21 protein-coding genes are annotated in these 25985 nt (G+C 27.0%); all 21 read right to left on the reverse strand.

The genetic code is table 11. The features are described from left to right. Nucleotides 1–10 precede the first annotated feature (10 nt). The 21 genes from QOZ93_RS02800 to QOZ93_RS02900 all read right to left on the reverse strand — a co-directional run bounded on the left by QOZ93_RS02800 (nt 11) and on the right by QOZ93_RS02900 (nt 25966). Nucleotides 11–1357, reverse strand: a complete 1347-nt coding sequence (locus QOZ93_RS02800) for an MATE family efflux transporter (protein ID WP_307355023.1) — start codon at nt 1355–1357, stop codon at nt 11–13. Next, nucleotides 1354–3837, reverse strand: coding sequence for a PEP/pyruvate-binding domain-containing protein (locus QOZ93_RS02805; protein ID WP_307355024.1), 2484 nt, complete (start codon nt 3835–3837; stop codon nt 1354–1356). The genes QOZ93_RS02800 and QOZ93_RS02805 overlap by 4 nt, the downstream gene beginning before the upstream one ends. 345 nt (nt 3838–4182) lie before the next feature. After that, nucleotides 4183–4599: an SF0329 family protein gene (locus tag QOZ93_RS02810; protein WP_307355025.1), complete on the reverse strand. Its 417-nt coding sequence runs from the start codon at nt 4597–4599 to the stop codon at nt 4183–4185. A 216-nt stretch (nt 4600–4815) separates the two neighbouring features. Beyond that, entirely contained in the window at nt 4816–6564 is a 1749-nt protein-coding gene (locus QOZ93_RS02815; RefSeq protein ID WP_307355026.1) for an ABC transporter ATP-binding protein, read from the reverse strand. Further along, nucleotides 6557–8335, reverse strand: coding sequence for an ABC transporter ATP-binding protein (locus QOZ93_RS02820; protein WP_307355027.1), 1779 nt, complete (start codon nt 8333–8335; stop codon nt 6557–6559). Before QOZ93_RS02820 ends, QOZ93_RS02815 begins: the two co-directional genes overlap by 8 nt. A 120-nt stretch (nt 8336–8455) precedes the next feature. Then, entirely contained in the window at nt 8456–9886 is a 1431-nt protein-coding gene (locus QOZ93_RS02825; protein WP_307355028.1) for an ABC transporter ATP-binding protein, read from the reverse strand. Nucleotides 9887–9903: 17 nt separating this feature from the next. Further along, the gene (locus tag QOZ93_RS02830) at nt 9904–10590 is read right to left on the reverse strand and encodes an energy-coupling factor transporter transmembrane component T family protein (protein WP_307355029.1); all 687 of its coding nucleotides are present in this window, start codon (nt 10588–10590) and stop codon (nt 9904–9906) included. Further along, nucleotides 10587–11183 (reverse strand): MptD family putative ECF transporter S component, encoded by a 597-nt coding sequence (locus QOZ93_RS02835; protein WP_307355030.1) that lies wholly within the window; start codon nt 11181–11183, stop codon nt 10587–10589. Before QOZ93_RS02835 ends, QOZ93_RS02830 begins: the two co-directional genes overlap by 4 nt. 108 nt (nt 11184–11291) lie before the next feature. Beyond that, complete coding sequence (locus tag QOZ93_RS02840) at nt 11292–12242, reverse strand: helix-turn-helix domain-containing protein (protein ID WP_307355031.1); 951 nt, start codon at nt 12240–12242, stop codon at nt 11292–11294. Between the two features lie 159 nt (nt 12243–12401). After that, nucleotides 12402–14150, reverse strand: coding sequence for an ABC transporter ATP-binding protein (locus tag QOZ93_RS02845; protein ID WP_307355032.1), 1749 nt, complete (start codon nt 14148–14150; stop codon nt 12402–12404). Then, the gene (locus tag QOZ93_RS02850) at nt 14151–15920 is read right to left on the reverse strand and encodes an ABC transporter ATP-binding protein (protein ID WP_307355033.1); all 1770 of its coding nucleotides are present in this window, start codon (nt 15918–15920) and stop codon (nt 14151–14153) included. Between the two features lie 122 nt (nt 15921–16042). Then, entirely contained in the window at nt 16043–17002 is a 960-nt protein-coding gene (locus tag QOZ93_RS02855) for a helix-turn-helix domain-containing protein (RefSeq protein ID WP_307355034.1), read from the reverse strand. A 4-nt stretch (nt 17003–17006) separates the two neighbouring features. After that, nucleotides 17007–18410 (reverse strand): ABC transporter ATP-binding protein, encoded by a 1404-nt coding sequence (locus QOZ93_RS02860; protein ID WP_307355035.1) that lies wholly within the window; start codon nt 18408–18410, stop codon nt 17007–17009. A gap of 11 nt (nt 18411–18421) precedes the next feature. Continuing rightward, on the reverse strand, nt 18422–19102 hold the full coding sequence (locus tag QOZ93_RS02865) for an energy-coupling factor transporter transmembrane component T (protein WP_307355036.1): 681 nt from the start codon (nt 19100–19102) through the stop codon (nt 18422–18424). Then, nucleotides 19102–19707, reverse strand: a complete 606-nt coding sequence (locus tag QOZ93_RS02870) for an MptD family putative ECF transporter S component (RefSeq protein ID WP_307355037.1) — start codon at nt 19705–19707, stop codon at nt 19102–19104. Before QOZ93_RS02870 ends, QOZ93_RS02865 begins: the two co-directional genes overlap by 1 nt. A 448-nt stretch (nt 19708–20155) precedes the next feature. After that, the gene (locus tag QOZ93_RS02875) at nt 20156–20791 is read right to left on the reverse strand and encodes a hypothetical protein (protein ID WP_307355038.1); all 636 of its coding nucleotides are present in this window, start codon (nt 20789–20791) and stop codon (nt 20156–20158) included. A gap of 128 nt (nt 20792–20919) precedes the next feature. Further along, entirely contained in the window at nt 20920–21495 is a 576-nt protein-coding gene (locus QOZ93_RS02880; protein ID WP_307355039.1) for a GNAT family N-acetyltransferase, read from the reverse strand. Nucleotides 21496–21777: 282 nt separating this feature from the next. Next, nucleotides 21778–21939, reverse strand: a complete 162-nt coding sequence (locus QOZ93_RS02885; RefSeq protein WP_307355040.1) for a hypothetical protein — start codon at nt 21937–21939, stop codon at nt 21778–21780. A gap of 57 nt (nt 21940–21996) precedes the next feature. Next, on the reverse strand, nt 21997–22209 hold the full coding sequence (locus QOZ93_RS02890) for a hypothetical protein (protein WP_307355041.1): 213 nt from the start codon (nt 22207–22209) through the stop codon (nt 21997–21999). Nucleotides 22210–22374: 165 nt separating this feature from the next. Further along, the gene (locus tag QOZ93_RS02895) at nt 22375–25413 is read right to left on the reverse strand and encodes an AAA family ATPase (protein ID WP_307355042.1); all 3039 of its coding nucleotides are present in this window, start codon (nt 25411–25413) and stop codon (nt 22375–22377) included. Further along, nucleotides 25406–25966, reverse strand: coding sequence for an ABC-three component system middle component 1 (locus tag QOZ93_RS02900; RefSeq protein WP_307355043.1), 561 nt, complete (start codon nt 25964–25966; stop codon nt 25406–25408). Before QOZ93_RS02900 ends, QOZ93_RS02895 begins: the two co-directional genes overlap by 8 nt. Between the last annotated feature and the right edge of the window lie 19 nt (nt 25967–25985).

A 25985-nucleotide genomic window follows, 5' to 3' on the forward strand; every position in this document is an offset into this window, starting at 1 on the left:
GTCTATGATGTTATGACAATTTTAATCTCCTTTGATTTTTAGTGGTTAAGATACTTGCAATTATAAAAGCAATTAAATCGGATACAGGTTGTACCCATAATATCCCTTCTAAACCGAATAATTTTGGTATTATTAAAATCAATGGGATATATATAAATCCTTGTCTTAAAGTTGTAACTAATGTAGCTTCCTTAAATCTGTGAATATTTTGTAAAAACATACCTGATATAGTTATATACCCTATAAGTGGTAAGCTAAGAGATTGTATTTTTAGAACCATCGAACCGATTGTGATTACATTATAATCACTTGTAAAGAATGAAATTAAATTATCACTCTTAATAATAAATATAGCTGAAATAAAAATCATGAAAATAATGGCTGATTTTAATGTGAATTTTAAGGCTTTTTCCACGCGTTTATATAACTTTGCTCCGTAATTAAAAACACATACTGGTTGAAAACCATGTCCTAATCCAACCATAAGATATGTTCCTGCAAGCATTAATCTATTTACTATTGTAAAAGCCGCTAAATACTCTTTTCCATAAATCTTCAACCTATTATTTAAAAGCGATAGAGAAACACCTATAAAGATTTCTCTTGTGAAATTAGGAAGTCCTCCACCAAAAAGTTCTTTTAATATATTTTTATTAATATGAAAATTTTTAAAGCTAAATTTTACATTTTCTTTTTTACTACTTAAAAAAACTAATATAAAAAAGCTTATAATTTCTCCAATAATTGTAGCATATGCAGCTCCCTTAATTTTTAAGTTAAAGCTAAATATTAAAATAGGATCTAATATGCAATTAATAATGGCACCCATTGTAATACCTATAGCCCCTAAACTAGCATTACCCTGTAGACGAAATTGGGTATTTATTGTTAAAGAAGAAATCATAAATGGAGCCCCTATCAAGAGTATTGATAAATATTCTTTGGTTAGTGGAATAAGACTTTTATTAGCTCCTAAAAAATATACTAACTTATCTATATATATTTCCCCTAAAATTAATATAATAGCACCTACAATAAACGAAATTATAAGTCCATCTATTGCCATTTTGGAGGATTCCTTTTTATTTTTTTCTCCCTCCATTCTGGATATATAATTTCCTGAACCATGACCATAAAGAAGACCAAATGCTTGAATAACACTCATAAATGAAAAAGCTAGTCCTACTGATGCTGTGGAAGCAGTATCAATCTTTGATACAAAATACGTATCTGCTAGGCTATATGCTATTCCAATTAACATGGCCAAAGTAGATGGAATTGCCATATTTATAACTAATTTTGAAACGGGAGTCTCTGTAAGCTTTTCATATTTACTTATTTTTTTATTCTTATTCATATTAGATCCTCTGAAATCTTTCTTACACTTCCTTTATTACCATCAACTAGTATGCAATCTCCATCTAATAGATTCATAGTTGCATTACCAACACCTAATACAGCGGGAATGTTATATTCACGAGCTACGATTGCTGCATGGGATAGTGATCCTCCAGTATCGGATACTACTGCTTTTGCAAGTTTAAAAAGTGGTGTCCATTCAGGAGCAGTATATGGACAAACTAAAATATCTCCTTCTTTTAGTTTATTAAATTCACTATGAGTTCTTACAATGCAAACCTTTCCTTTTACTATTCCACAGCTACCACTAATTCCTTTATAAAAATCTTCTTCATCACTATAGAAAGCATCAATTGTCATCTGATTCCAATTTTCCTCTGCTTCTTTATGATGTGACTTTCTATTAGAAATTATTTTAACATGGTTATCGGTTAACTTACCTATAGTCATTACTTCCTCTAGCTCATTAAAAGATAAGTATAATAAATCATTTTTTTCTACATTTAATAGAGTTGCTATTCTTTGTAAAAGGACTCTTAATAAGCCAAAACCAGTTTCCCAAAGATATTGACTTTCTTCACGTCTAACATGAGCCAATCTATAATAAGAAATATCTTTCATCATTTTATTAAGTTCTTTTTTGCCTGTATGCTTTTCTAGTGTTTTTAAGATATTCTTATATTTATTACTTTCATTAGCCTTATCTTTTAGTTTTGAAGTCATAGTTACTCTTAAAAGATTTAAAAATCTATTTGGATCTTCGCACCAAGAAATTGAAGAGAATGGAATACAACAATAATTTGATTTCCATCCATATTGTTTTAAAAATCTATCTATTGGTTCAAATTCAGTACTATATTTTTTCTTTAAAAGCATATAATCATTACTTTCAACTAATAAATCTTTCATGCAGTTGTCATTTTTAGATAATAATTTTAGTATAGTATCTATTTCTTTATTCATATTTACTGTTACATACTCAAGTTCTGATAAAAGATCATATTCACTATAATTTGAATTTATCTTTTTTAATTTTTTATCAAGTTTCTCACCAATCATAACTGATGGAAAAAGAAAATATCTAAACCTTGCATATGATATTTTTTTATGAATTTCAACAAGTTTATTGAAATAATCCCTAATCTCTGAAAAAGTGAAATTTTTATTTTTATACATTATTTCTTTTTCTAATATTTTAAGGTTATCTTCACAAGTTTTTAAAATTTTTTCTCCACAACTTATATTATTTTCATTATCTTTGTATTCACCGTATATCTTTAAAAAACGTAATATTTTTCCACTTATTTTCCAATTAATTTTATCCATATGAATAATACCCATATCATCCATACGAATAGGACTCTTAATTTTTAAACCTGCCTCTTCAAATAATTCATACTTCATATTTTGTAATATCATTGCTATGTTAAAATCTAATGGGTAGCATACTACTGGGAAATGCTCTATCATATTATTTAAATACTCTTTTTCTTTTTTTGAATAGGTCCTAGAACTCTTTATTTCTTTTTTTATTGTATCTATTGTAGTAATTGGACGAGCTTGCAGAATGTATACTTTTTTATCTTTAATTGCCCATTCTATATCCATAGGCTTTTTATATAAATTTTCAACCTTAGAAGCTTCACAAAACAATTTTTTTAAATCCTCTGCATTAAGACATCTACGTTCTTTCATATAATTAGGATTTTTTATAGTTTTGGTCCCCTCATCTGAATAGATAATAGATATGTCTTTACTTCCAAGTGTAAAGGATATTTCATTTCCATTCTCATCGAGAATATAGTTATCAGGTGTAACTCTACCTGATACAATAGCTTCGCCTAAGTTATAAGAAGCATCTATTATGGTTTGTTTTTCTCCAGATACAGGATTAGCCGTAAACAAAATTCCAGATATTTCGGATTCTATCATTTCTTGAATTACAACGGCTATGGCAACATCAAAATGATTATATCCATTATTTTCCCTGTATGAAAAGGAACGAATACTCCAAAGTGAAGCAAAGCATTTTTTTATTGACAGAAATACATCTTCTATTTTAATAACATTTAAATATGTTTCTTGTTGTCCTGCGAAACTAGCATCTGGTAGATCCTCATCAGTTGCAGAAGATCTTACGGCTAAATGAACTGGTTTTTTAAATGCATTATATCTATTTTCTATATTTTCTTTCATTTCTTTTGAAAATTGGGATTTTAATATTAGGTTTCGGATGTGTTCAGTCTCTGATTTTATACGATTATGATCTTCATTAATATTTTTTATTCTTTCATGTATTATTTCTGTTATTCCATTATTTTGTAAAAAGTTTTTATATGCATGTGCTGTTACAATAAAACCATCAGGAACTGGAATTTCTGATGAAATCATTATTCCTAAATTTGCACCTTTACCACCAACAATATCAATTTCATTTTTACGTGCTTCTCTTATATTAATAATATTTTTAGCATTCATTTGCTCCCCCTCCTTATGCTTTAAGAAAAGTTTTACTTTTTACATATGATAAAGGATTTTATTTAAGAATATTGATTCATGCAAAGTTATTACAAATAAATAGCCATATACTAGAGGTAATAAAATTACTAAGTAGTTAACTTGTAGTTTATTTAAAAGTATAAGTAAAATCCTAAGTATCTATATCTAACATTACTAGTAGTGTAGCATTTTTGAGAATCGTTTTCAATTACTTTTAAATATATTAACAAATTTAAGATTATATATCAGTTTATTAAATATTTTCTAAGATGTTATAATTAAAAATATAAAGAAGAGAGAATAATTATAGTTTTTATACTATTGTCATTTTTTATGAATTTTTTCAGCAGTACATCTTAAATCATAAAAGTACTTTACGGTGTCCTCTTCATTTTCTATACTTTCCTTCATATTTAATAATCTTCTTTTTCCTATTCTTCTATCTAAAATTATTAATATCTTCATTAAAGAATTTTCAATTTTAATACATTCATCTATAGAAGTATTTAAATATTTATATACTATGTCAAGAAATTCAACTTGAGAATATATACCCTCTACTGGTTTCATATAATAATTTCTTTTTAAAGTACACATATTATATATTTCTTTACCATCTACAGCTATATAAGTTCTACCAATGCCATCATGCATTCTATAATTAGAACAATGAAATTTCACTCTGTGTTTTAATGAGTCACACATGAGATTTTCTAAGTGTATCTTAGTTTTACTCCACATTAAATTTTTCTCCTATCTCTAATTTTTTTAGCAAAATCATTATTTTTTAATTTAGTACTTAATGTAGTTACATCTTCTTTAATATCTTTTGTATTAACATTTGTAAGACTTTGCCCTCCGCTCTTATTTTGAGATTTATGAATAATTTTATCATGTAAGACTTAATAAAACCCCTAATTTTAAATACAAATTATGTCAATATTTAGTTAGCATATATTATTTAAAACTCCAAGTCTCAGCACTTCTTCTAGTTTCAACAAACTTTTTATATATTCCTTCAGTTTTTAACAATTCCCTATGTGTACCCATTTGAGATATAGTACCATTATTGATAACAAGTATTTGATCGGCATTTTCAATAGTTGCAAGTCTATGAGCAATGATTATTATTGTTTTTCCATAGGTTAACTCACTAATTGCTTCTTGAATATAATGTTCATTTTCTGGATCAATGCTTGCGGTTGCTTCATCTAAAATAACAATAGGAGAATCTTTTAATATAGCACGAGCAATAGAAATTCTCTGTTTCTCTCCACCAGATAATGATGAACCACTATCATTGCAAATGGTATTATATCCATTAGGAAACTCCATTATAAAATCATGACATCTTGCTTTTTTAGCCGCTTCAACAACTTCATCAAAAGTAGCATTAGGTCTTCCGAACTTAATGTTATTTAAAATATTATCATTAAAAAGATATACATCTTGAAAAACCATGCTTATATTTGAAAGAAGACTATCACAAGTAAATTTTTTAAGATTAACCCCCCCAAGAGTGATATCCCCTATAGTTGGATCATAAAAACGAGCTATTAAATTACAAATTGTAGATTTACCACTACCAGATGGACCAACTATAGCAGTGGTTGTATTTTGAGGAATATCAAATGATATATCATGCAAAACTTTTTTATTTCCATATGCAAAACTTACATTATTAAAAGTTATATCGTAAGATTCAACATTAATATTTAATCCATTTTCATCAATGAATTGTACACTTTTAATATTATCAAGTTTATCCATTGTATTATCAATGACTTGTAGAACATGACTTGCATTATTTATAGATTCTACATGTCCAAAAATAATAAATGAAAAAATAGTCATCATAAGCATTACAGAAATAGTCATTTTACCATTTGAAACACTATAACAGGAAACAAGTACAATAGCTGTTGATGCCATCTTTAAGGAAAATAAATGCAAACAGTTATAAGGTACAAATTGTTTTTCAATTTTAATATTGATTTTTTTACTATCATTATATGCTTTTTTTATACCTTCAACAGAAACTCCTTCTTGTTTAAATGCCTTAACTATGGGCAGTCCACGAATATATTCTAAGGTTGATGTTATCATATCTTTTTCTGCTTTTTTCTGTGTAGGAACGTTTTGTTTACTTTTATTTATTAACATTTTTAAAAATAATCCTGAAAATAATATTCCAATAATACAGATTATAGCAATTGAAATATTGTAAAAAGTAAGACATAAAACCATTGTAAAAGCACTTACATATCCGTTAACTATAGTATCAGTAATTTTCATAGAATACATTTCCATATAAGATAAATCAGTTGTTATTACCGAAGAGAGTTCACCAGAATTGTATTTACTAAAAAATCCCAACGATACCCTTTTAAAAATATTTCCTATAGAAATTCTTTCATTAGCGACTACTTCATAGCCAATACTTTCTTGAGATATTGCTTTAAGATAAGAAAAGAAAAATCTTAAAAGGACAGCTATAATCATTCCTATAAGTAAATACCAAACTATATTAGGATCACATTTGTTAACTTCATGATAATCTTCAATAACAGCATTTAACCCATAAGCTGCAAGCATAATTGGAATAGCTGTAAATATGGTAGAAAAGAAAGAACATAGTATTCCAAAATAAAGACGTTTTTTATATTGATCTGTCCAGGAAATTATGCGTTTTAAAGATTTAAACATTTTTATATTCCTCCTTTAATTTAACATTTGCTGACCATTTTTTTGCGCCAATATGTGCTTGCCACATGTCATAATATAAAGAACATTTTTCCAATAATTCTTCATGGGAACCACTATCCAATACCTTTCCTTTTTTAAGTACAATTATCTTATCTGCATGTTTTATGGTAGAAAGTCTATGAGCAATTACAATTAATGTTTTTCCTTTTGTAAGTAATGCAATAGATTTTTGAATTTTTAATTCATTCTCAGGATCAGTAAAAGCAGTTGCCTCATCTAATATTACAATAGGAGAATTCTTAAGAAGTGCTCTAGCAATTGCAATACGTTGTTTTTCTCCACCAGATAATTGTTTGCCAGCTTCACCGGCTTTTGTATTATATCCATGGTCTAAATTTTTTATAAATTCATCACATTGGGCAGCCTGTGCAGCAGTATATACTTCTTCATCAGTAGCATTAGGATTTCCAAGTCTTATATTTTCTTTAATAGAACAATTAAATAAAAAGTTATCTTGTGTTACAAAGCTTACAAGATCTGCAAGTTGTTTAAGTGAAATGTTTTTTATGTTAGTATTTCCAATGAGAATTTCACCAGTACTAACATCCCAGAAACGAGCAATAAGTTTGGCTATTGTTGATTTACCTCCACCAGATGGTCCCACCAAGGCATAAAATTTACCTTCATCAAACTTTAAATTAATATTTGATAATATAACTTCTTCTAAGTTTTCATTGTAAGAAAAAGAAATATTATTAAGTTCTATATTGTATTTATCTATGTTTATATTACATTCTTTATTTTTAAGTTCTGGCAAATTTAAATATGTCATAGCATCTTCAACTGCATATTTAAGCATAGACATATCATCAATAAATGGAATAATAGCCATTAAAGGAGTTACAATTCCAAGAGATAATATAAGACACATTACAAGATCCACTGGACTTAAAGTGCCTTTTAGATATAAGTAGATTCCTATGGGTAAAGTACCAATTAAAGTAGAGGGCATAATAGAATTAGCAAAACTGATAGATTTCCATGTGCTTTTAAACCAATCTAATGTATAAATTTTAAAAGACTTAACTGCATTTGTAAATTTTTCATAAGAAGATGATGATTGATTAAATGCCTTTATAACCTCTATTCCCTCAGTATATTCAACAATTACACTGTTTACATAATTACTAGCTTCCATATAATTATTAAACTTTTCCTTATAATCTCGCATCATTATTATATATGTAAGTATCCCAATAGGAAGAGGAATACTGCATGCCAAGGCCATTCTCCAATCAATATATAATAAATATATAAATATTGAAATTATAAGTAAAATATTAGAAGATACTTCGGGAATTAGATGTGCCAATGGAATTTCAATTGTTTCAACTCTATCTATAATTGCATTTTTAAAATCTCCAATGGGTTTATTTAGTACTGTCCCTAAAGGAACCTTCATTAATTTTTCTGCAATTTCACTGCGAATTGTTTCAAGAATTGTATAAGCTGAATTATGAGATAATATAGTTGATATTGAATAAAATAATAGGTTTATTATATGTCCTGTAACACATATACCAATCCAGAATAAAATCTCATTAATTTTAGGTATTTTATCAATAAATAAAACAATAATATTATAAACTGCAAAATAAGGAATAATCCCACCTATAACACTAATGGTAGCGCAAATTACTGAAGCTATCATTAGTCCTTTACATTGTTTTGAAAACTTTAAAACAGATTTTAACCAGTTTTTTTCTTCCATTTATTTTCCTCCAATCAGTTCTATAGATAAAAAATGAGATTAGTTAATGGTTACTAACTAATCTCAATTATATTGATATAATTAACAATCAACTACTCTACCTAGACACTATACCTCCATTTAGACAGAAATTTTTCTATTTAAATAAACATCTTCTTTTATTACTCCCTTATTTAAAACCATTTTTCTATTACATGTCATTTCTAATAACTCTTCATCATGAGTCACTACAAAAATAATATGATTTTTTGAAAGGTCTTGTATTATTTCACTAACTCTGCACATATTTTTATAGTCTAACCCACTTGTAGGTTCATCAAATATAATAATTTCTTTATGTGAGAGTGTAGCTACTGCAATAGCTAATCTTTGTTTTTGTCCTCCAGATAATGACATAGGATGTTTATTCTTAAAATCAATAAGATCAAATTTTCTTAGTACCTCTTCAACTTCTTTATTAGAAATTTCTTTATTAAGAAGATTAAACTCTTCTATTACACTATCAGAAAACAACTGATGGACTACATCTTGCATAATCATATAACAATATCCACGTCTTTTTTTATAAGATAATTTATGATCTTCGTAAAATATGTCACCCTTTGCTTCTTTTATAAGCCCACATAAGCATCTCATAAATGTAGATTTACCAGTACCATTTCTTCCAGTAATGGCTATTATATCCCCTTTTTTAGCCGAAAATGACACTCCACATAAAATGTTTCTTTTTTCATGAGAATACCAAAGGTTATTTACTATTAATGGTGCATCTATATCTTTTTCAACTGGAGTTATTTCAAAATTTTTATTGCATAAATAAAATGTTCTTAAACCTAGTTGTTTTCGCTTTTTATCAGTTAATTTTAAAAACTCATTTTTGCTACAATCAATTTTAATTTTTCCCTTTTCAATATAAATAACATGATCAATTAAATCTAGTAAATAATGAATTCTATGTTCGGCAACAATAATAGTTTTTCCTTGATTTTTAAGTTTCTCTAATGTATCATGTAAAAGCTTTCTTCCATATTCATCAATGCTAGCTGAAGGTTCATCTAACACGTATATATCTGGATTTACTGCATAAATAGAAGCAAGAGCTAAAATTTGTTTTTCACCACCTGAAAGTTTAAAAACATTACGATTCATAAGATGCTCAATTTCTAAGTCTTCAATAGTTTTTTTAACTCTTTGTATTATTAGTTCAGGTTTTACACCCATATTTTCTAATCCAAAAAATAATTCACTATTAGAGTCTAAATTAAAAAACTGAGTTTTAGGATTTTGAAATACTGATCCTACTTTTTCAGAAATTTTATAAATAGAAAGATCTTTTATTTTATCCTTATCTATAAATACATCTCCCATAAAGTCACCATCTGTAAAATGTGGTACCAATCCATTAAGTAATTTTGTAATTGTAGTTTTTCCACAAGCACTTTGTCCACATAATAGAAGAAACTCCCCTTTTTTTATGCTAATATTAATGTTACTAAGTTCTCTAGTATTATTTTTACCATAAGAGAAAGTTACATCTTTAATATTTATCACTTTCTACACTCCTTAATTTAAACAGGTATAAAAACTAAAACTAATATTATAATAGATATTCCTATTATAATATAATCTTGTAGTTTAAATTTAATTTGTACTGCACAGGTCTTAGATTTTGGATTTTCAATTCCTCTAGTTACAATAGCTTCACTAAGTTCATCTGCTGTATGGGAAGCAGAAACTAATAAAGGAACATATATGTATTCAATTTTTTTAAAAATTCCTTTTACATTCCTAAGATTCATGGCATCGTGAATACAGTAAAACTCTTCTTTTAGAGCAGGAAAATAACGTATTGTAATAGATAAAGGAATAGTAATTGTTTGTGGCACTTTCCATTGTTGTAGTGACCACATAATTAAACGTATAGGTGTTGTTTTAATAAGTAAACTTCCTAGCATACCACAAGGTAATACTTTTCTAATAAATACAAAGAGTATATTAGCAGTTGACACAAGTATTTTAGGTAAATATGGTAATATCAAATACATAGATCCAACTAAAGCAATATAAATGATAATCCCTTTTATGGCTACCTTAGGTAATCCAGAAAGAACTAATAATAAAGCAATACAACTTATGATTATAACTTCCATTTTCACACTACTATTAGTAAATATAAAAATATTAATTGCTAAAAGAAGAATTATCTTAGTTCTTGGATCAAGAACTAAGATTCCCTTTTTGGTACTAGTTATCATTGTACGATACCTGCTTTTTTGAAATGTTTTTTTAATAGAGATTTACCAATATTTGCACCAATAAGACCGCCAATAAATGCAGCAACTATCATACTAATTAATGACCAAATTGAAACCATATTAGACATCTTATTAACGTATATTGGATCCATTCCTAGTTTCAAAATAGATTTTACATAACTATCATGGAACAACCACATTGGAAGAGGAGAACCAACAAATCCTGTTGTAAGAGCAGCAAAGGATAGTATATTTCCTTTTATAGTGTTATATCCAAACAGATGGCGAAGAATTTCAGAAATAGTGCCTGAAATTAGAAAAGTCAACACAATAGTCCACGTGCATTCTCCAATAGCAGCATATAAAATTCCAGTAATAAGCCCTATAGCTAAAGACATTCCTCTTTTTTGAACTTTAGATGCTAATATCATATAAATAGTTCCATCAAATATACCTACAATTGCTGGATACAGCATCCATAAAACTGGTGAAATTGCTGCTGGCATCATAAGAATAAATGATATTAACATGAAAATTGCTGAAAACACTCCAATATTAACTAAATTCTTAATCCTTAAATTTTTATTATTCATCGTTTATCCCCCTATAAAAAATTGAGATTGATTAACACCTATTAATCAATCTCAATTATAGTGACATATTTAATAATAAACTACTCCACCTAGACAATGTAGCTCCATTTAGACAAAGGATTTTCTATATTCTTGTGGAGATTTGCCCACAATGGATTTAAATGCCGCAGAAAACTTGCTTGGGTTATCATATCCTAGTTTACCTGCTATTTTAGAAATGCTTTCATTATCTTTACTAAGCATTATAGCAGCTATATTCATTTTATAGGAACGAATATATGAATAAATAGAGATACCATAAACTGATTTAAAGCCTATTTTCATTGATGTAGAGGGTATATTAAATTTTTCTGAAAGTTGTTTAATAGTAAAATGTTTATCTAAATTTGATGTTATAAATTCTTTAATTTCCTTTGCTGCTTCTACTTGTTTTCTATAAAGATAAGAATTTTCTATGGTATTTTTAGGAGCTTCTAAAACCTCTAAAAACAATAATAATTCTAAAATTTTTATTTTAAAATAATTATCTCTAATACTTTTAGGAATTGTATAAAGTTCTGAAAATATATGTTCAATGGATTTATCTGCACGCATAATAAAAGGTTTTTTCGAAGTGCAAAATTTATTCTTTAATTTGTATAGATCTATTGAAAATCCATCAAAAAGTTTATTTATAGACTTTGAAGCTTCCTCTAAATGAAATATAATGGAAATTCCATAATAATTTTCTAGGGGAAATCTAAAGGTTTTTAAATCATAGTTGTGTTCAGCAATTTTAAAATCCCCAGTTCCTAGGTACATATATCTTTCATCTGTAAATTCCCATTCTATACGACCCTTTTTACAATGTTCTATGCAAAATATATCTAAATCAGTATTAAAGGAAGAATAACAATTACTCATATTAAAATCATCATATGTGATAATAACACCAGGAAATACATTATAAGCTTTCATAATACCTTTCCCTGATTTATCTTTTAGTATATATATTGTAGAATCATTATCTTTTATAACTTCCATATTATTTCCTAAATTTATTTTTTCTTCTAACCACATTTTATATTATCCTCCAATAGTAGTAATTGTGTTAAGATAAGTAACTCATTTATAGTTTAATCAATCCTTTTATACAAATAATTTAGTTGCTTGCAAAATTAATAAATCCGTACATTAAAAATATTAATAAGTTCCATGCTGTAAACAAATTAGTATATATTATTTAAAACTCCAGGTCTCAGCACTTCTTCTAGTTTTAATAAATTTTTTATAGAGTCCTTCAGTTTTTAACAATTCCCTATGTGTACCCATTTGAGATATAGTACCATTATTGATAACAAGTATTTCATCGGCATTTTCTATTGTTTCTAAGCGATGAGCAATGGTAATAATAGTTTTGCCTTTAGTTAATTCAGAGATTGCTTCTTGAATAAGATATTCATTTTCAGGATCAATGCTTGCAGTAGCCTCATCTAAAATAATAATAGGAGCATCTTTTAATATGGCACGAGCAATAGAAATTCTTTGTTTTTCTCCACCAGATAGAGAAGCTCCACCCTCCCCTACCATAGTATCGTATCCATTTGGAAGAGACATAATAAACTCATGACACTGAGCAGATTTTGCTGCATTAACAATCTCTTTTTCACTTGCGTCAGGTTTGCCAAATTTAATATTATTTTTAATAGTATCTCTAAATAAATAGACATTTTGGAATACCATACTAATATTTTTCATAAGACTATCACATGTAAAATCTTTAACATTACTACCACCCATGGTAATGTATCCTTCATTAACATCATAAAATCTTGCTATCAAATTACAAATAGTTGATTTTCCACTTCCTGATGGTCCAATTATAGCAGTCATAGTATTTTGTGGAATTTTAAAATTTAAATCGTGTAAAATAATTTTTTTACCATATCCAAAAGTTACATTTTGAAATTCAATATCATAATTAGTAATGGATATGTTCTTTCCATCTTTATCAATATAATTTTCTTGTGCTAAATTATTTAATTTATCCATTGTATTATCGACCATAGATAAAATATGAGCAGCATTATTAATATTTTCAACACTTTCAAATATGATAAAAGAGAAGAATATAAACATAATAAAAATTTCTATTGGCATCTGTTGTTGATAAGTTTTCCATGCACAAACAAGGACTAGGAATACCGAAGCAAGTTTTAAAGATAATAGATGCAAACAATTATAAGGAACAAACCCTTTTTCTATAGAAATCCTAATATTTTTTAAGTTTTCAGTAGCTTTTTTAAATCTTTCTATAGATGCCCCTTCTTGTCCAAAAGATTTAACAATTGGAAGTCCTCGTATGAATTCTATAACTGCACCAGACATATCTTCTGTTGCTTCATAGGATATAGGTGCATTTTTTTTGCCGTGGTAGCTGATACCAGATAGGGCTAGTCCTGATAAAATAACACCTAAAATAGCTATTAAAGTTGCAATTGGGCTAAAGAATAACAGGCATAAAAGAACTGCTAATAATTGAATATATCCATTTAATATTGTATCCACCATTTTCATACTTTGTAGTTCAAGTAAAGAAAGTTCAGTAGTAATACCCGCTAAAATATTTCCAATACTATTTTGATCAAAGTAACCTAAGGATACTCGTCTTAAAATATCTCCAATTTCAATTCTTTTTTCTGCTGCTACTTCATGTCCTATACTTTCTTGGAATGTTGCTTTCCAATAACTTAAAATAAATCGTAAAAAAATAAAAAAAGAAATAGCTAAAAACACTTTATACACCATACCTTCAGGTAAAGGTACATGATTTCGCCACGAATCTAATATCTTACCTAAAGACCATGCAGCAATCATAATTGGTGCGGATGTCATTATACTACTAAGGAAAGAGAAAAAAACTCCTAAATATAAACGTTTCTTATATTTACTAGCCCAATGGATAATACGTTTAATAGTTTGCAACATCTAACATCTCTCCTTTCTTCTATTGACAGACCAATTTTTTGACCCAATATGAGCTTTCCACATATTAATATATAAATCTGATCTACTTAATAATTCATTCTGCTTACCACTGTCTACAATACCACCATTTTTTAATAAAATAATTTGATCTGCATTTTGGATTGTAGAAAGTCGATGGGCAATAACTAATAATGTTTTATGTTTAGATAAAGACATAATAGACTCTTGGATTTTACTTTCATTTTCTGGATCTGTAAAAGCGGTAGCCTCATCTAAAATAACAATAGGAGCATTCTTTAAGATAGCTCTTGCAATGGCAATTCGTTGTTTTTCTCCACCAGATAATTTTTTACCTGCAACACCGGCCGGTGTATCAAAACCTTGTTCTAAAGATTGTATAAAATCACTACAACAAGCTTTTTTAGCCGCTTCATAAACTTCATTATCCGTTGCATTGGGATTTCCTAATCTAATATTTTCTTTTAAAGAGCAATTAAATAAAAAATTATCTTGGGTTACAAAACTAATATTTTTAGAAAGTTGATCCATAGGAATATCTTTAATATTAACATTATCAATAGTTATATAACCGCTATCTACATCCCAAAAACGAGCAATTAATTGTGCTATTGTAGATTTTCCACTTCCTGAAGGTCCTACTAAGGCAGTAAAACTTCCATTAGGTATTACAAAATTAATATTATGCAAAACTTTCCCTCGTTCTGTACCATCATAAGAAAAAGAAACTTCATGTAGTTGAATTTCACTTCCATTTAACTTTACTTTTTCTTTGGAATTAGATAAAACAGGAATATCCATTAATTTTTTTGCATCATTAACAGAAAACTCCATAGCTTTCATTTCATTAATAAAAGTTGTAGCCTTCATTAATGGTCCTATAATACTTAAAGAAAGAATAATGCACATAGCTAATTGATCTGGTAGGATAATTCCTTTCTGATAAAGTAATATACCAACAGGTAGTACACCAAGAAGAGTTGTAGGCATAATAGAAAAAGTTAAGTTCATTGTTTTCCAAGTACTTTTAAACCAAGCTAAAGTAAAGTCACTAAAGGATTTTACTGCTTCTGTAAATTTTTTATATGATTTAGAACTTTGATTAAAAGCTTTTACCACTTCTATGCCTTCTACATATTCAATAATTACATTATTAACATGATTATTTGCACTCATATATGATTTATATTGACTATTATAGTTCTTCATTAAAAAAAACATAGGAATCAAGGATATGATTGGTGAGATCAACATAGATAATCCCATCCGCCAATCAATAATGGACATCCATATAAAGATTACAATAGGTAAGATTAAGTTTGAAGAAAGCTCTGGAATCATATGTGCTAATGGAGATTCTATATCTTCTACCTTATCCATAAGGATATTTTTAATATAACCTATTCTACGATTCATGATTTCTCCTAAAGGAGCCTGAACTAGTTGATCTGCTATTTGAATTCTAATTTCTTTTAGAATATTATAGGCAGATACATGGGATAACATTGTTGAAAATCCATAAAATAATATTTTTATAAAATAACCAAACATAGCAATAAGACACCAAGTTAATATTGATGACCACTTAACTGATTGATAAATAAATAGTCTTAGAATTTTGTACATAGCATAATAAGGGATAAAACCACCGATAACACTAAGCACAGCACAAAGCACGGACATAAGGAGTTTCCCATGATAAGGTTTTGCAAACTCTAAGAGAATTTTAAACCAATTTTTTTTCTTTTTCATTTATTTCACCTCTCATAGTTCATTTTTAAATAATATATACAAAAGGTGGTAAAACCTTTGCTATGTTTATGTTATCATTCATAAATTTTCTATTCCGCTCTATGTAGTCATAACTATACCATTTAGACAAATAATTTACGATATTCCAAGGGTGATTTTCCCATAACTTGATGAAAAGCCGATGAAAACTTACTTGGGCTGTCATATCCTACAAGACCCGCTATTTCAGCAACCTTTAAATTTTTACGAGTTTTTAAAAGAGTTGCCGCATAATTCATTCTATATTGCCGCATATAAGTGAAAATTGGTTTTCCAAAAATACCCTTAAAACAATCTTTTAAAGGTGTTTGAGCAATATCAAATTGTTCTGATAGTTCCTCAATTGTATAGTATTTAGTTAAATCTGAAATCATAAGTTCTTGTATTGCTTTAACTTTTTCTACCTTATTACAATAGAAATAAGGACGTTCTTCTTTATGTTTACTAATCTCTAATGCTTCTAAAAACAATAATAATTCTAAAACCTTAATTCTAAAATAGTCTTTCTTAATTTTAGATGGTACATTATAAAGTTCAGAGAAAATATGTTCAATAACTGGATCACCTTTTATAACAAAAGGAGTAGTGTCAGTACAATATTTTTTAATAAGATCATTAAGTTTTACAGGGAATGCTCTCATTTCTAAGGGGAGAGTTTTTTCTGCAATATCACACTCAAATGCAATTGTTAAACCATGATAATGACTTAAAGGAAAAGAGAAATACCCATTATGATTAATTCGTTGATCAATTTTTAGGTCACCAGTTTCTAAATAACTGTATACACCTTTTTTAACTTTTCTTTCGATACGTCCTTCCCTGCAATGATCAATACAGAATAGTTTAGTATTACTTTGAAAACCGGAAAAACATTCATTCATATGAAAATCATTATACATTAGATAAACTCCTGGAAATACAAGGTACATGGTCATAATGCCCTCTCCAGATTTATTTTTAAGATGCATAACTTTACAATCTTCAGTTCGTATAATTTCACAAACATTGGAATTAAAATCATTTCTTTCAAATATACCATTCATTTTATTAACTCCTCTTAGTTTTAAATTTCTCCATATTTAAAAGTGCATCACAAGTAATATTTAAAAATTCTACGTCATGAGAAATAATAAGTATAATTTTATTATCTTTTGCAAGGCTACGTATCATTCTATGTACCTCCATCATTCGTTTAAAATCTAGTCCACTTGTTGGCTCATCGAATATTAGTATCTCTTTATCAGAAAGATAAGATGTAGCAATAGCTAATCTTTGTTTTTGCCCTCCTGAAAGAGAAATAGGATGACATTCCTTATAAAGGAATAAATCAAAATCCTTTAAAACTTTCGTAATTTCCTGATTAGATTTATTTGTTTTGGAAGATTCACATTCATTCCAAACACTATCTGTAAATAATTGATGATTAACATCCTGCATGACTAAAAATGAACGTTTATTTCTTTCTTTTTTAGTCAATCTTTTCCCATGAAGCATTACTTGTCCTCTTTTTTCTTTAACTAAACCACAGAGACATCTTACTAGTGTTGTTTTACCACTTCCATTATAACCAACAATACCTAAAATTTGTCCACGCTTTACTGAAAAATTAACATTTTCAAAAACAATATTTCGTCCATAGGTACATGTAAGATTTTTAATGGATAATCCATTATCTGAAGACGTATCCTTTAAATAAGGTAAATTTAATGGAGGAAGGCAAAAAGAGCGTAAGCCCAATTTTATTCTTTTATCTTCCGAAAGTTTTTGAAATTCTTCTTGACTTAAGCTTTTATAAATCTTTCCTTTTGAAAGTATAATAGCTCTATCAATTAGATCCATCAAAAAATAAAGACGGTGTTCTGCAATAACAACCGTCTTTCCCTCTGCTTTTATCTTCATAATTTGCTTACGAAGTTGCTGTATTGCTTTAGAATCTAAATTAGCTGTTGGTTCGTCTAAAATAAAAACTTTAGGATTCATTGCATAAACGGAAGCAAAAGCTAATAGTTGTTTTTCTCCACCCGACATAGAAAAAATATTACGATTCATTAGATGATTTATATCTAAATTATAAACTGTTTGTTCCATTCTTTCCCGTATTTTTTCTGGTTTAACACCTAAATTTTCTAAACCAAACACGATCTCACTATTAGAATCTAAATGAAAAAATTGTGATTTGGGATTTTGAAAAACAGAACCAATTGATTCAGCTAATTTATGCATTTCAGTTTCTGGAACACTTAAATTATTTACAAAGACTTGACCATTTAGATTTCCTTCCTCTTCAAAATGTGGAATTAACCCATTAATAAGTTTAGTTAATGTTGTTTTTCCACATCCACTTTCTCCACAAATAAGAATTACTTCTCCTTCTTTTATATGAAGATTAATATTAGATAGTATATTTTTTTGGTGCTTATATTGAAATGTTACATTATTCATACAAATCAAGATATTACCTCCTATCGATACTTAAAGGAAAAGAAACAGAATATTATAGAGATAATCAACACAAGTATATCAGAAATATTCCACTTCAAATCAATAATTGTTGTTTTAGGTTTAGAATTTTCAATTCCACGAGCCACAGCTGCTGCTGAAAGTTCTTCTGCTGTAGTTGTGGCACATAGTATCATTGGAACAAGATATCCTTCTATTTTATACATTCCACGAAAATTTCTAAATTTCATAGCATCTTTAATATAATGTAATTCTTCTTTTATGGCAGGAAAATATCTTAATGTAACAGACAAAGCAATAATTAAGCTCTTAGGAAAATGCCATAATTCTAATACTGCCATTATTTCTCGAATTGATGTCTTCTTAGTAATTAATACCCCAATAATTAAGCATGGAAAAATCTTTCGAGCATATGATACTAAAATAATAAAACTACTTCCGATTACATTAGGTCCATGTGGAAGGATATAAAGTTGTAAAGCTAGACAAACACAGAACATAGTAAGTAATTTAAAAGCTTGTCTTCCACATCCACATAAAGTAATTAGAAATAAAAGGAATACTATCCATGCTATTTCAATATATAGAGAACGTTGAGCAAAAGCAATAATATTAGCCAAGACAAGAAGTATTAACTTTGTCCTTGGATCCAGAGGTAATATAGATTTACTTTCTGCATACATTATATGATTCCAGCTTTTTCAAAATGTTTTTTAAATAATGGTTTTACAATTGCTACTCCAATAAAAGAACAGATAAAAGGTGCAATTACCATTAAGATTAAAATTATAGGAGAGGTCAATTCTTCTAATTGAGAAATATAAGTTGCGGGCATTCCTAGTTCTGCGATCTGTGCTAAAAACTTATCTTTAAATAACCATATTGGAAGAGGAGATCCTATCATCCCCATAGAGTAAAAGGCATAGACTAAAATATTTCCTTTAATATCATTATATCCTGTTTTATAACGAAACAATTCTGCTAGAAAACAACTTATTGCAAAAGTAATTAAAATTACCATAGTAAACTGACCAGTAGCCAAATATATAAGGGAGGTTATACTTCCCATTAAAAGTACTGCTCCAAATTTTTGTACCTTTGCCGTCATAATTAGAAATGGTGCTGCTGCAAATATAGCTATAATTGCTGGCATGAAAATCCATAGAATAGGATGAAATCCACCTAATAACATAACAGCAAAATTAATAACAAAATAAATAGCTGAGAAAATTCCCATAGTAATAAAGTCTTTTCCTCTCATTTTTTTACTTGATTCCCTGTTTAACATTTATTTTCCCCCTTAATATGAAAATACAAAATATATTTACTCAGTATTCTTTTAAGCTCCTCCTATAAAAGATTATACCTAAATGATAATTGAACTCAATTAAAAAAACAGCTCCAAAGAGACTTTTATGTTCCAATTAGATATTTTTTTAATAAATACTTATATTTATAGGCAATAAAAAACCTAATTTACATAACTTAATTAATAAGTTTTGCAAATTAGGCTTAGATGTATTAATTCCAAAATATATCTTTATCGTAACTCTATTTTTTAGTCTAAGCTTCCATTAAATTTCTAATAAAATCAGCTGTTGATAAGACTTGTTTAATATTTTCTTCTGTTTTCATATTTAATTTTGCATATTCCATTATTTCTCTAATGCTAGTTAATGAATTCTTAAATATTAGAAGAATATTAAATTATATCAAAAGATATCTATTACGATACCTTATAATGACATCTTAATACCCTGTTCACCATTTAGTTTCATAAGATCTGTTAGCATCATCATTACCTTATCGTTGTTCATAAGATTTCTAACTTTATCATTTGATTGTAAACTTGCATCATCATTGAATTGAATTTTATTATTTTTATCAAAACTTAATTTAACAGAACTATGATTTTTTGATTTAGATTTATGTTTTTCTCTTTCTTTATCAGCTTCATCTAAAATTTCAAGAAGTCCTCTTCTAAGTCTTCTACGAAGTTCTTTTTCTTCTTCACTAAGTGGACATTCAAAACGTTGTCCATTAACAACAATCCATCTTTTTTCATCATCAATACCTAATTCTTCCCAACGACATTGAGGATTATTAGAAGAGTAGTTCATTATTTGATCAAAAGAACCTCTATCAACATATAAAGTTGTATGGGCTGCAGTTCCTTTATCTATGGTTATTCCTCCAACACCATTTGTTCTTGAAAAGTTTTTTCTTGCTATAGAAATATCTAGTGAATCTTTAAATTCTAAAGATCTAGCTCTATTGTTTTTTGATGAATTTGTACCATTAATTTTAGAATTATTCACTGAGAAATTATTTAAATATTCGTCATAAGTTCCTCTGATACTATTAATATTCATATAAACACCTTCTCTCTTTTAATTGATAATATTATCCTCGTTTAAAATTGTTTTTTACTTTAGTTTTTTGTAATAAAAATTCTATATAACTAAGTGTATATTTAGTTATATCCTTCTTACTAGAAAATCTATATCTTGTTAAATTTAGTTACATTAAGTTTAAATGTTATTCCGTCATATAAAGTACCCCTAACAAATCTCTCATTTAAGATACGATTACATTCTTCAAAGCCTATTTTCGTAGCAAGTCCTATTAATCTTAAATTTCCTGACCATGTTTGTGTATAAATATCTTTAATATCATTTGATATTAAGTAGTCTATAAGTAATTCCCATCCAGCTGTTGCGTAACCCTTTCTTCTTACATTTACTTCTGGAATATCAATTCCAATAGCATAATTTCCTTTACTAGTTGTATATTTAAAGTCAGAATTTATTTTATATATGTTACACCATCCTATGTGTGTTTCGTATTCATCTTTTATACATATTTGAAATTTATGGCGTATAGAAACATCATCTTTTTTATTACTTAAAAGGTAAAGCATTTTCTCTTTATATTCTTCGCTATTAAATTCATTATTATTTTCCCATGGTGCATCCCATAACTGCCATTCTGTTTCTATGGTTTCCCACCTAATTATATCTTCAATATCTTCTTTAATGAAATCTCTTAATATAACTTTATCATTTTCTAATCTCATAATTCTGTTACCAAAACATTATAAAGCTCTATAAAGTCTGTTTAATTCTCTTTTAAACATATTTGATTTTTCCGAAACTATTTTGCTTTATATAGTACTCCAAGAACGTAATATAATATTGTTAGTATTTTTGTATTGGCAACAGTTTTCACCTCCTTTTAATTTTAATCTCCAATTACTTTTCAATTAACTTCTGCTGTAATAAATAAGATAATTTCTTTTCTCAAAGCATTTTAAATAAAATTTAATACTTAATATAAGGATGTTTATCTAATGTCACCATTATATACATAATCTATTTCTAATTATATCATCATTACCTATAATATAAGACACAAGTTTGCTAATTTTCTCATAATCCTTGTCTTTCCATCTTGCATCAGCTTGATTATAATAAACTACTTCTGTAGAACTATCTTTGAAGGATATCCCTGAAAAGTCCAAACCACTACTTTCTAAATAACTGGTATCATTTGGATTTATCAGTTGTTAATATCTATATTAGCTTCTAATATTTTTTACTTGATTCAACTCATTTCCAAGAAAAATACCACTTAACATTTCAATAGGATTAGTGAGGATATAAACTATAAAAGCTAAAATTAAAAGCATCGAAATAATCGGTGCCAGTGAAATAAAAATTATTCTGTTTCTAGTTTCATCATCTTTTGAAGCTTGGATTGCTATTTTAGCAATAAGTGGCTCTAATGCCATGGTATCGTGCCTCCTTATTTTATTTTTGGGTAAAAAAATAGCATCTGATTTTTTAGATAGACACTATTATATAATATGGATAATGAAAATTCTTATGGAGGCAACGCATGATCTTTAAAGCCAACCATATTCTATTCCCTATTTTAGTAAATATTCATTTTATTTTCAATATAATTTACCTATTGAACTAAAAGTAATAAATTTCGAATTATAATATTCATCTGATATTTTATTTTTTAGAAGATTGTAAAACGACTCATCATGGGTTGAAATTACTATTTGCCATTTTCCATCTTTAATTATATTTCTTAATAAATCTACAAAAGCTAAAACATTAATATCATCAAAATGTCCAACAGGATCATCTATAAAAATAGTTTTTACTTCTAAATCCATCGATAAAGCCTGACCTAAAAATATACTCAATGCTACTGTATTTAACTGAGCTGTACTGAAAAAATATTCAGGTAAAATAGTTTCATCATCCCCATCACTTTCCAAATACAATTCAGGTACGTCTTCATCATCTTTGTTACCATTATTAGTAAACATAACTTCAATTTTCAATTTTTTAAATTCTTTATTAGGTTCTATTACTGAATATATTTGATTCATTGACTTACTGCCCAATACATTCTCTATATTTTCTTCAATGTACTTTTTTAATATAGAAAATATATAATCAATCTTCTCTTTACATGGTTTGTATTTTTTTAATTCACGTTCTTTTATTGCTATATCTCTACTTAACTCAGTATATTTAATATTATAATCTGAACTACATAATTCATTATTAATATAATCTAATATATCAATCTTAACCTTAAGATTTTTAATAATATCATCTTTTTTATTAGATAAAGAAATTAAATCACTAAAATCAATATAATTTTTCTTAAATATTTGTAGCATATAATCTCTATAACTGTTCTGAGTATACTCTAAATTCTCTTCTCTAAAGCTATTTTTATCATCATTACTTTCATATTCCTTGATATAATTATTGATATCTTTACTTTCTTTTTCAAGCTCTTGATTCTGCATAATTAATGAATTATAATATATTTCAAAACACTTCCATTCTTTTATTTGAAAATTTTTGCTAGTATTCATTTCATCTAATTTGCTAACCAAAACTTTATTAATATTTTTCTTATTAAAATCATCATTTTTATCTTCTAATTCCTTAACTTTTAATTTAAAATCTTTAGTTTCTTTATCTAATGATATTATTAATTTAGATATTTTATCTTTTTCTTTGGTACTTTCATCTAACTTACCTTTATAAGTAGTCTTAATTATATTTAACCATTCTTTTATAGAAGCTTCTGAAAAATCTTCTTCATATTGACTTATTTTACTCAATTCTCCCTTAAATTCGTTAACCTTTACATCTTCTAACTTTATACTTTCTTCTAATTTTTTATTTTGGTTTGTGATATTAGTTATTTTTGCTGCTATGTGGGAATTTATTTTCCCAATACTTGCTTTATATTTTTCACATTCTTCATTCCATTTAGTTACTAACTCTTTTTTTTCATTTAAAGCTTTTTCCTTCTCTAATAATCTTAATTGATAATTATCATATAGTTTTTTACAATTACTACTTTGTTCATCTAAATTAATTTTAGACAATAATAATTCTACATTTTTAAAAGGTGTATGGCATACTGGACAATTATTTAAATTTTCTTTTTCAATATATCCTTTAACCTGTATAAGTACATTTTGTATTTCGTCAAAATTTTTCTTATATGAAATATATAAGTCCTTTTCTTTATTAGCTGTTTCAGATTTATTTTTAATCTCATTCTCTAAATTCTTATATTTATCAATATATATTTTTTTCAAATCAAGGAACTTCTTATCATCTTCAGATACTGATGTTACATGTATATCAAAATCTTCTTTATTATTTTTTAGTTTTGCCTCTTCCAAATTACTAATTTTATTTTGATTTTGTTTTTTTAGAATATAAAGTTTTTCTAAAATATCATTATTTACTTTTTCCCTATATTTATTATCTGATATTTCCTTTATAATTTTTTCAATGCCTTTAGCTTTAGATAAAAAGTAATTTTCTTTAACCTCTAAATATTTAAGTGATGTTTCCCATTTCTTTATTTGTTCATTAATATTATCTAAATCTTTATTTTTAGTATCTAAACTTGCTACTTTAAACTTTAATTGTTGATTAATTAATTTGAGATCAGAGGATAATTGTTTCCATTGATTATATTCTTCAAACCATATATCACCCGCTCCATTTAACTCCTTGTATTTATTAAGCTGATCCCTTATCTTTTTAATTTTATTATTCAAATCTACTTCTTTTTGAGTATAATTATCTTTATAAAAATGTAAGAGATATATAAGCTTATCTCTATTCAAGTTTTCAATATCAATCATTTTATTTACACTATTTTTATATTCCCTTATTTCACTTCTATCAGGGATATTAATTATTTCATTCTCCTTTTTTATTACTTCTTTCAATTTCACTCCACACATTGGTTCTGTAGTATTAAATTCATTTATTTTATTATTTATTTCTTTTATTTTTTCATCGCTTACTGTTAATTTTTTCAGTTCTTCAATATCTTCTTCACATACTTTTTGGAGTGAATCAATTCTTTTGGCAATTAACTTTTTAACTCTATAAACCTTGGTAAACAATTTTCTTTGACTTCCATCACTGTCCCAAAAATTACCCCATTCTTCATATTTCTCGCTAGGACTATTCGCATATATAAAACTATCTATTTTATTATGAGGTAATATTTGCTTGTCCATTATATTCATTTTAAAATTATTAGTATTCAATCTTCCTTTATTATAATCTCTATATCCTTTTTCATTTATATCTTTATTCGCTCTTATCACAGTTCTTTTTACTGCATAATTATCTGAATATTTAACTTCAATATACGATTTCTCATTATTCCTATCGATATTTCTATTTGAAAGAACATATCCTTTATACTTTCTAATTTCCTTTTTTATATCTTTATCTTCAAATCTATAAATTACACCAGATGTAAACCACTCTATTCCATCAAAAAATGACGTCTTACCCATTCCATTTTGACCATAAATACATACAAAATCAGCTGGCAATCCATTTTCATTATTAAAATCTACTTGATTAAACTTATCCCTAAATACACGAAAATTTAATAGCTTAACTTTTTCAATTTTACTCAACCAAATCACCACCTAAACTATTTTTATTTAAAATATTAACAATTTCATCTATATCCTCATCTTTTATCAAATCTTTACTATCTATATATTCATAAAACTCTTTCTCACAATTCTTTAATATTTTTGATATAGAAAAATCGTTTTCTGATTTTTCTATATCAAAATAAAATAATCTCTTGCTTACTATATCCTTTAATTCTTCTTCAGACATCGGCATAGCTTTTTTTATTATTATTTTTCTAGATGAATACTTATCTTGTTCTATTTTATATAATAGCTGTTCGTTTATTTCCTCTATAAAAAAAATTATATAAACATTATAAAGTTCTATAATTTTTTCTAATTTACTTTGTACATACAAAGCCACATTATCAACTATCATTTTCCAGTAATCATTTAAATCTTTCTCGTTATCAAAAGCACAACATATTATATTTAATGCATATTCTTTTCTATTATTATTTTTAATTTTTTCTTCAAAATGCAATACTCTCAGGCTGTCGCATTCAATATTTTCTTTTATTAGTTCTATATCTTTATTTATAGTTATCATTTTTATCTCCTAATCTAAA

Source organism: Hathewaya limosa (assembly GCF_030815255.1).
GTDB lineage: Bacteria > Bacillota > Clostridia > Clostridiales > Clostridiaceae > Hathewaya > Hathewaya limosa.

Excerpts from the sequence above, each read along its gene's own strand:
- QOZ93_RS02800 (WP_307355023.1), bottom strand. The coding sequence starts at position 1,357 with ATGAATAAGAATAAAAAAATAAGTAAATATGAAAAGCTTACAGAGACT.
- QOZ93_RS02805 (WP_307355024.1), bottom strand. The coding sequence starts at position 3,837 with ATGAATGCTAAAAATATTATTAATATAAGAGAAGCACGTAAAAATGAA.
- QOZ93_RS02810 (WP_307355025.1), bottom strand. The coding sequence starts at position 4,599 with ATGTGGAGTAAAACTAAGATACACTTAGAAAATCTCATGTGTGACTCA.
- QOZ93_RS02815 (WP_307355026.1), bottom strand. The coding sequence starts at position 6,564 with ATGTTTAAATCTTTAAAACGCATAATTTCCTGGACAGATCAATATAAA.
- QOZ93_RS02820 (WP_307355027.1), bottom strand. The coding sequence starts at position 8,335 with ATGGAAGAAAAAAACTGGTTAAAATCTGTTTTAAAGTTTTCAAAACAA.
- QOZ93_RS02830 (WP_307355029.1), bottom strand. The coding sequence starts at position 10,590 with ATGATAACTAGTACCAAAAAGGGAATCTTAGTTCTTGATCCAAGAACT.
- QOZ93_RS02835 (WP_307355030.1), bottom strand. The coding sequence starts at position 11,183 with ATGAATAATAAAAATTTAAGGATTAAGAATTTAGTTAATATTGGAGTG.
- QOZ93_RS02840 (WP_307355031.1), bottom strand. The coding sequence starts at position 12,242 with ATGTGGTTAGAAGAAAAAATAAATTTAGGAAATAATATGGAAGTTATA.
- QOZ93_RS02845 (WP_307355032.1), bottom strand. The coding sequence starts at position 14,150 with ATGTTGCAAACTATTAAACGTATTATCCATTGGGCTAGTAAATATAAG.
- QOZ93_RS02850 (WP_307355033.1), bottom strand. The coding sequence starts at position 15,920 with ATGAAAAAGAAAAAAAATTGGTTTAAAATTCTCTTAGAGTTTGCAAAA.
- QOZ93_RS02855 (WP_307355034.1), bottom strand. The coding sequence starts at position 17,002 with ATGAATGGTATATTTGAAAGAAATGATTTTAATTCCAATGTTTGTGAA.
- QOZ93_RS02865 (WP_307355036.1), bottom strand. The coding sequence starts at position 19,102 with ATGTATGCAGAAAGTAAATCTATATTACCTCTGGATCCAAGGACAAAG.
- QOZ93_RS02870 (WP_307355037.1), bottom strand. The coding sequence starts at position 19,707 with ATGTTAAACAGGGAATCAAGTAAAAAAATGAGAGGAAAAGACTTTATT.
- QOZ93_RS02875 (WP_307355038.1), bottom strand. The coding sequence starts at position 20,791 with ATGAATATTAATAGTATCAGAGGAACTTATGACGAATATTTAAATAAT.
- QOZ93_RS02880 (WP_307355039.1), bottom strand. The coding sequence starts at position 21,495 with ATGAGATTAGAAAATGATAAAGTTATATTAAGAGATTTCATTAAAGAA.
- QOZ93_RS02890 (WP_307355041.1), bottom strand. The coding sequence starts at position 22,209 with ATGGCATTAGAGCCACTTATTGCTAAAATAGCAATCCAAGCTTCAAAA.
- QOZ93_RS02900 (WP_307355043.1), bottom strand. The coding sequence starts at position 25,966 with ATGATAACTATAAATAAAGATATAGAACTAATAAAAGAAAATATTGAA.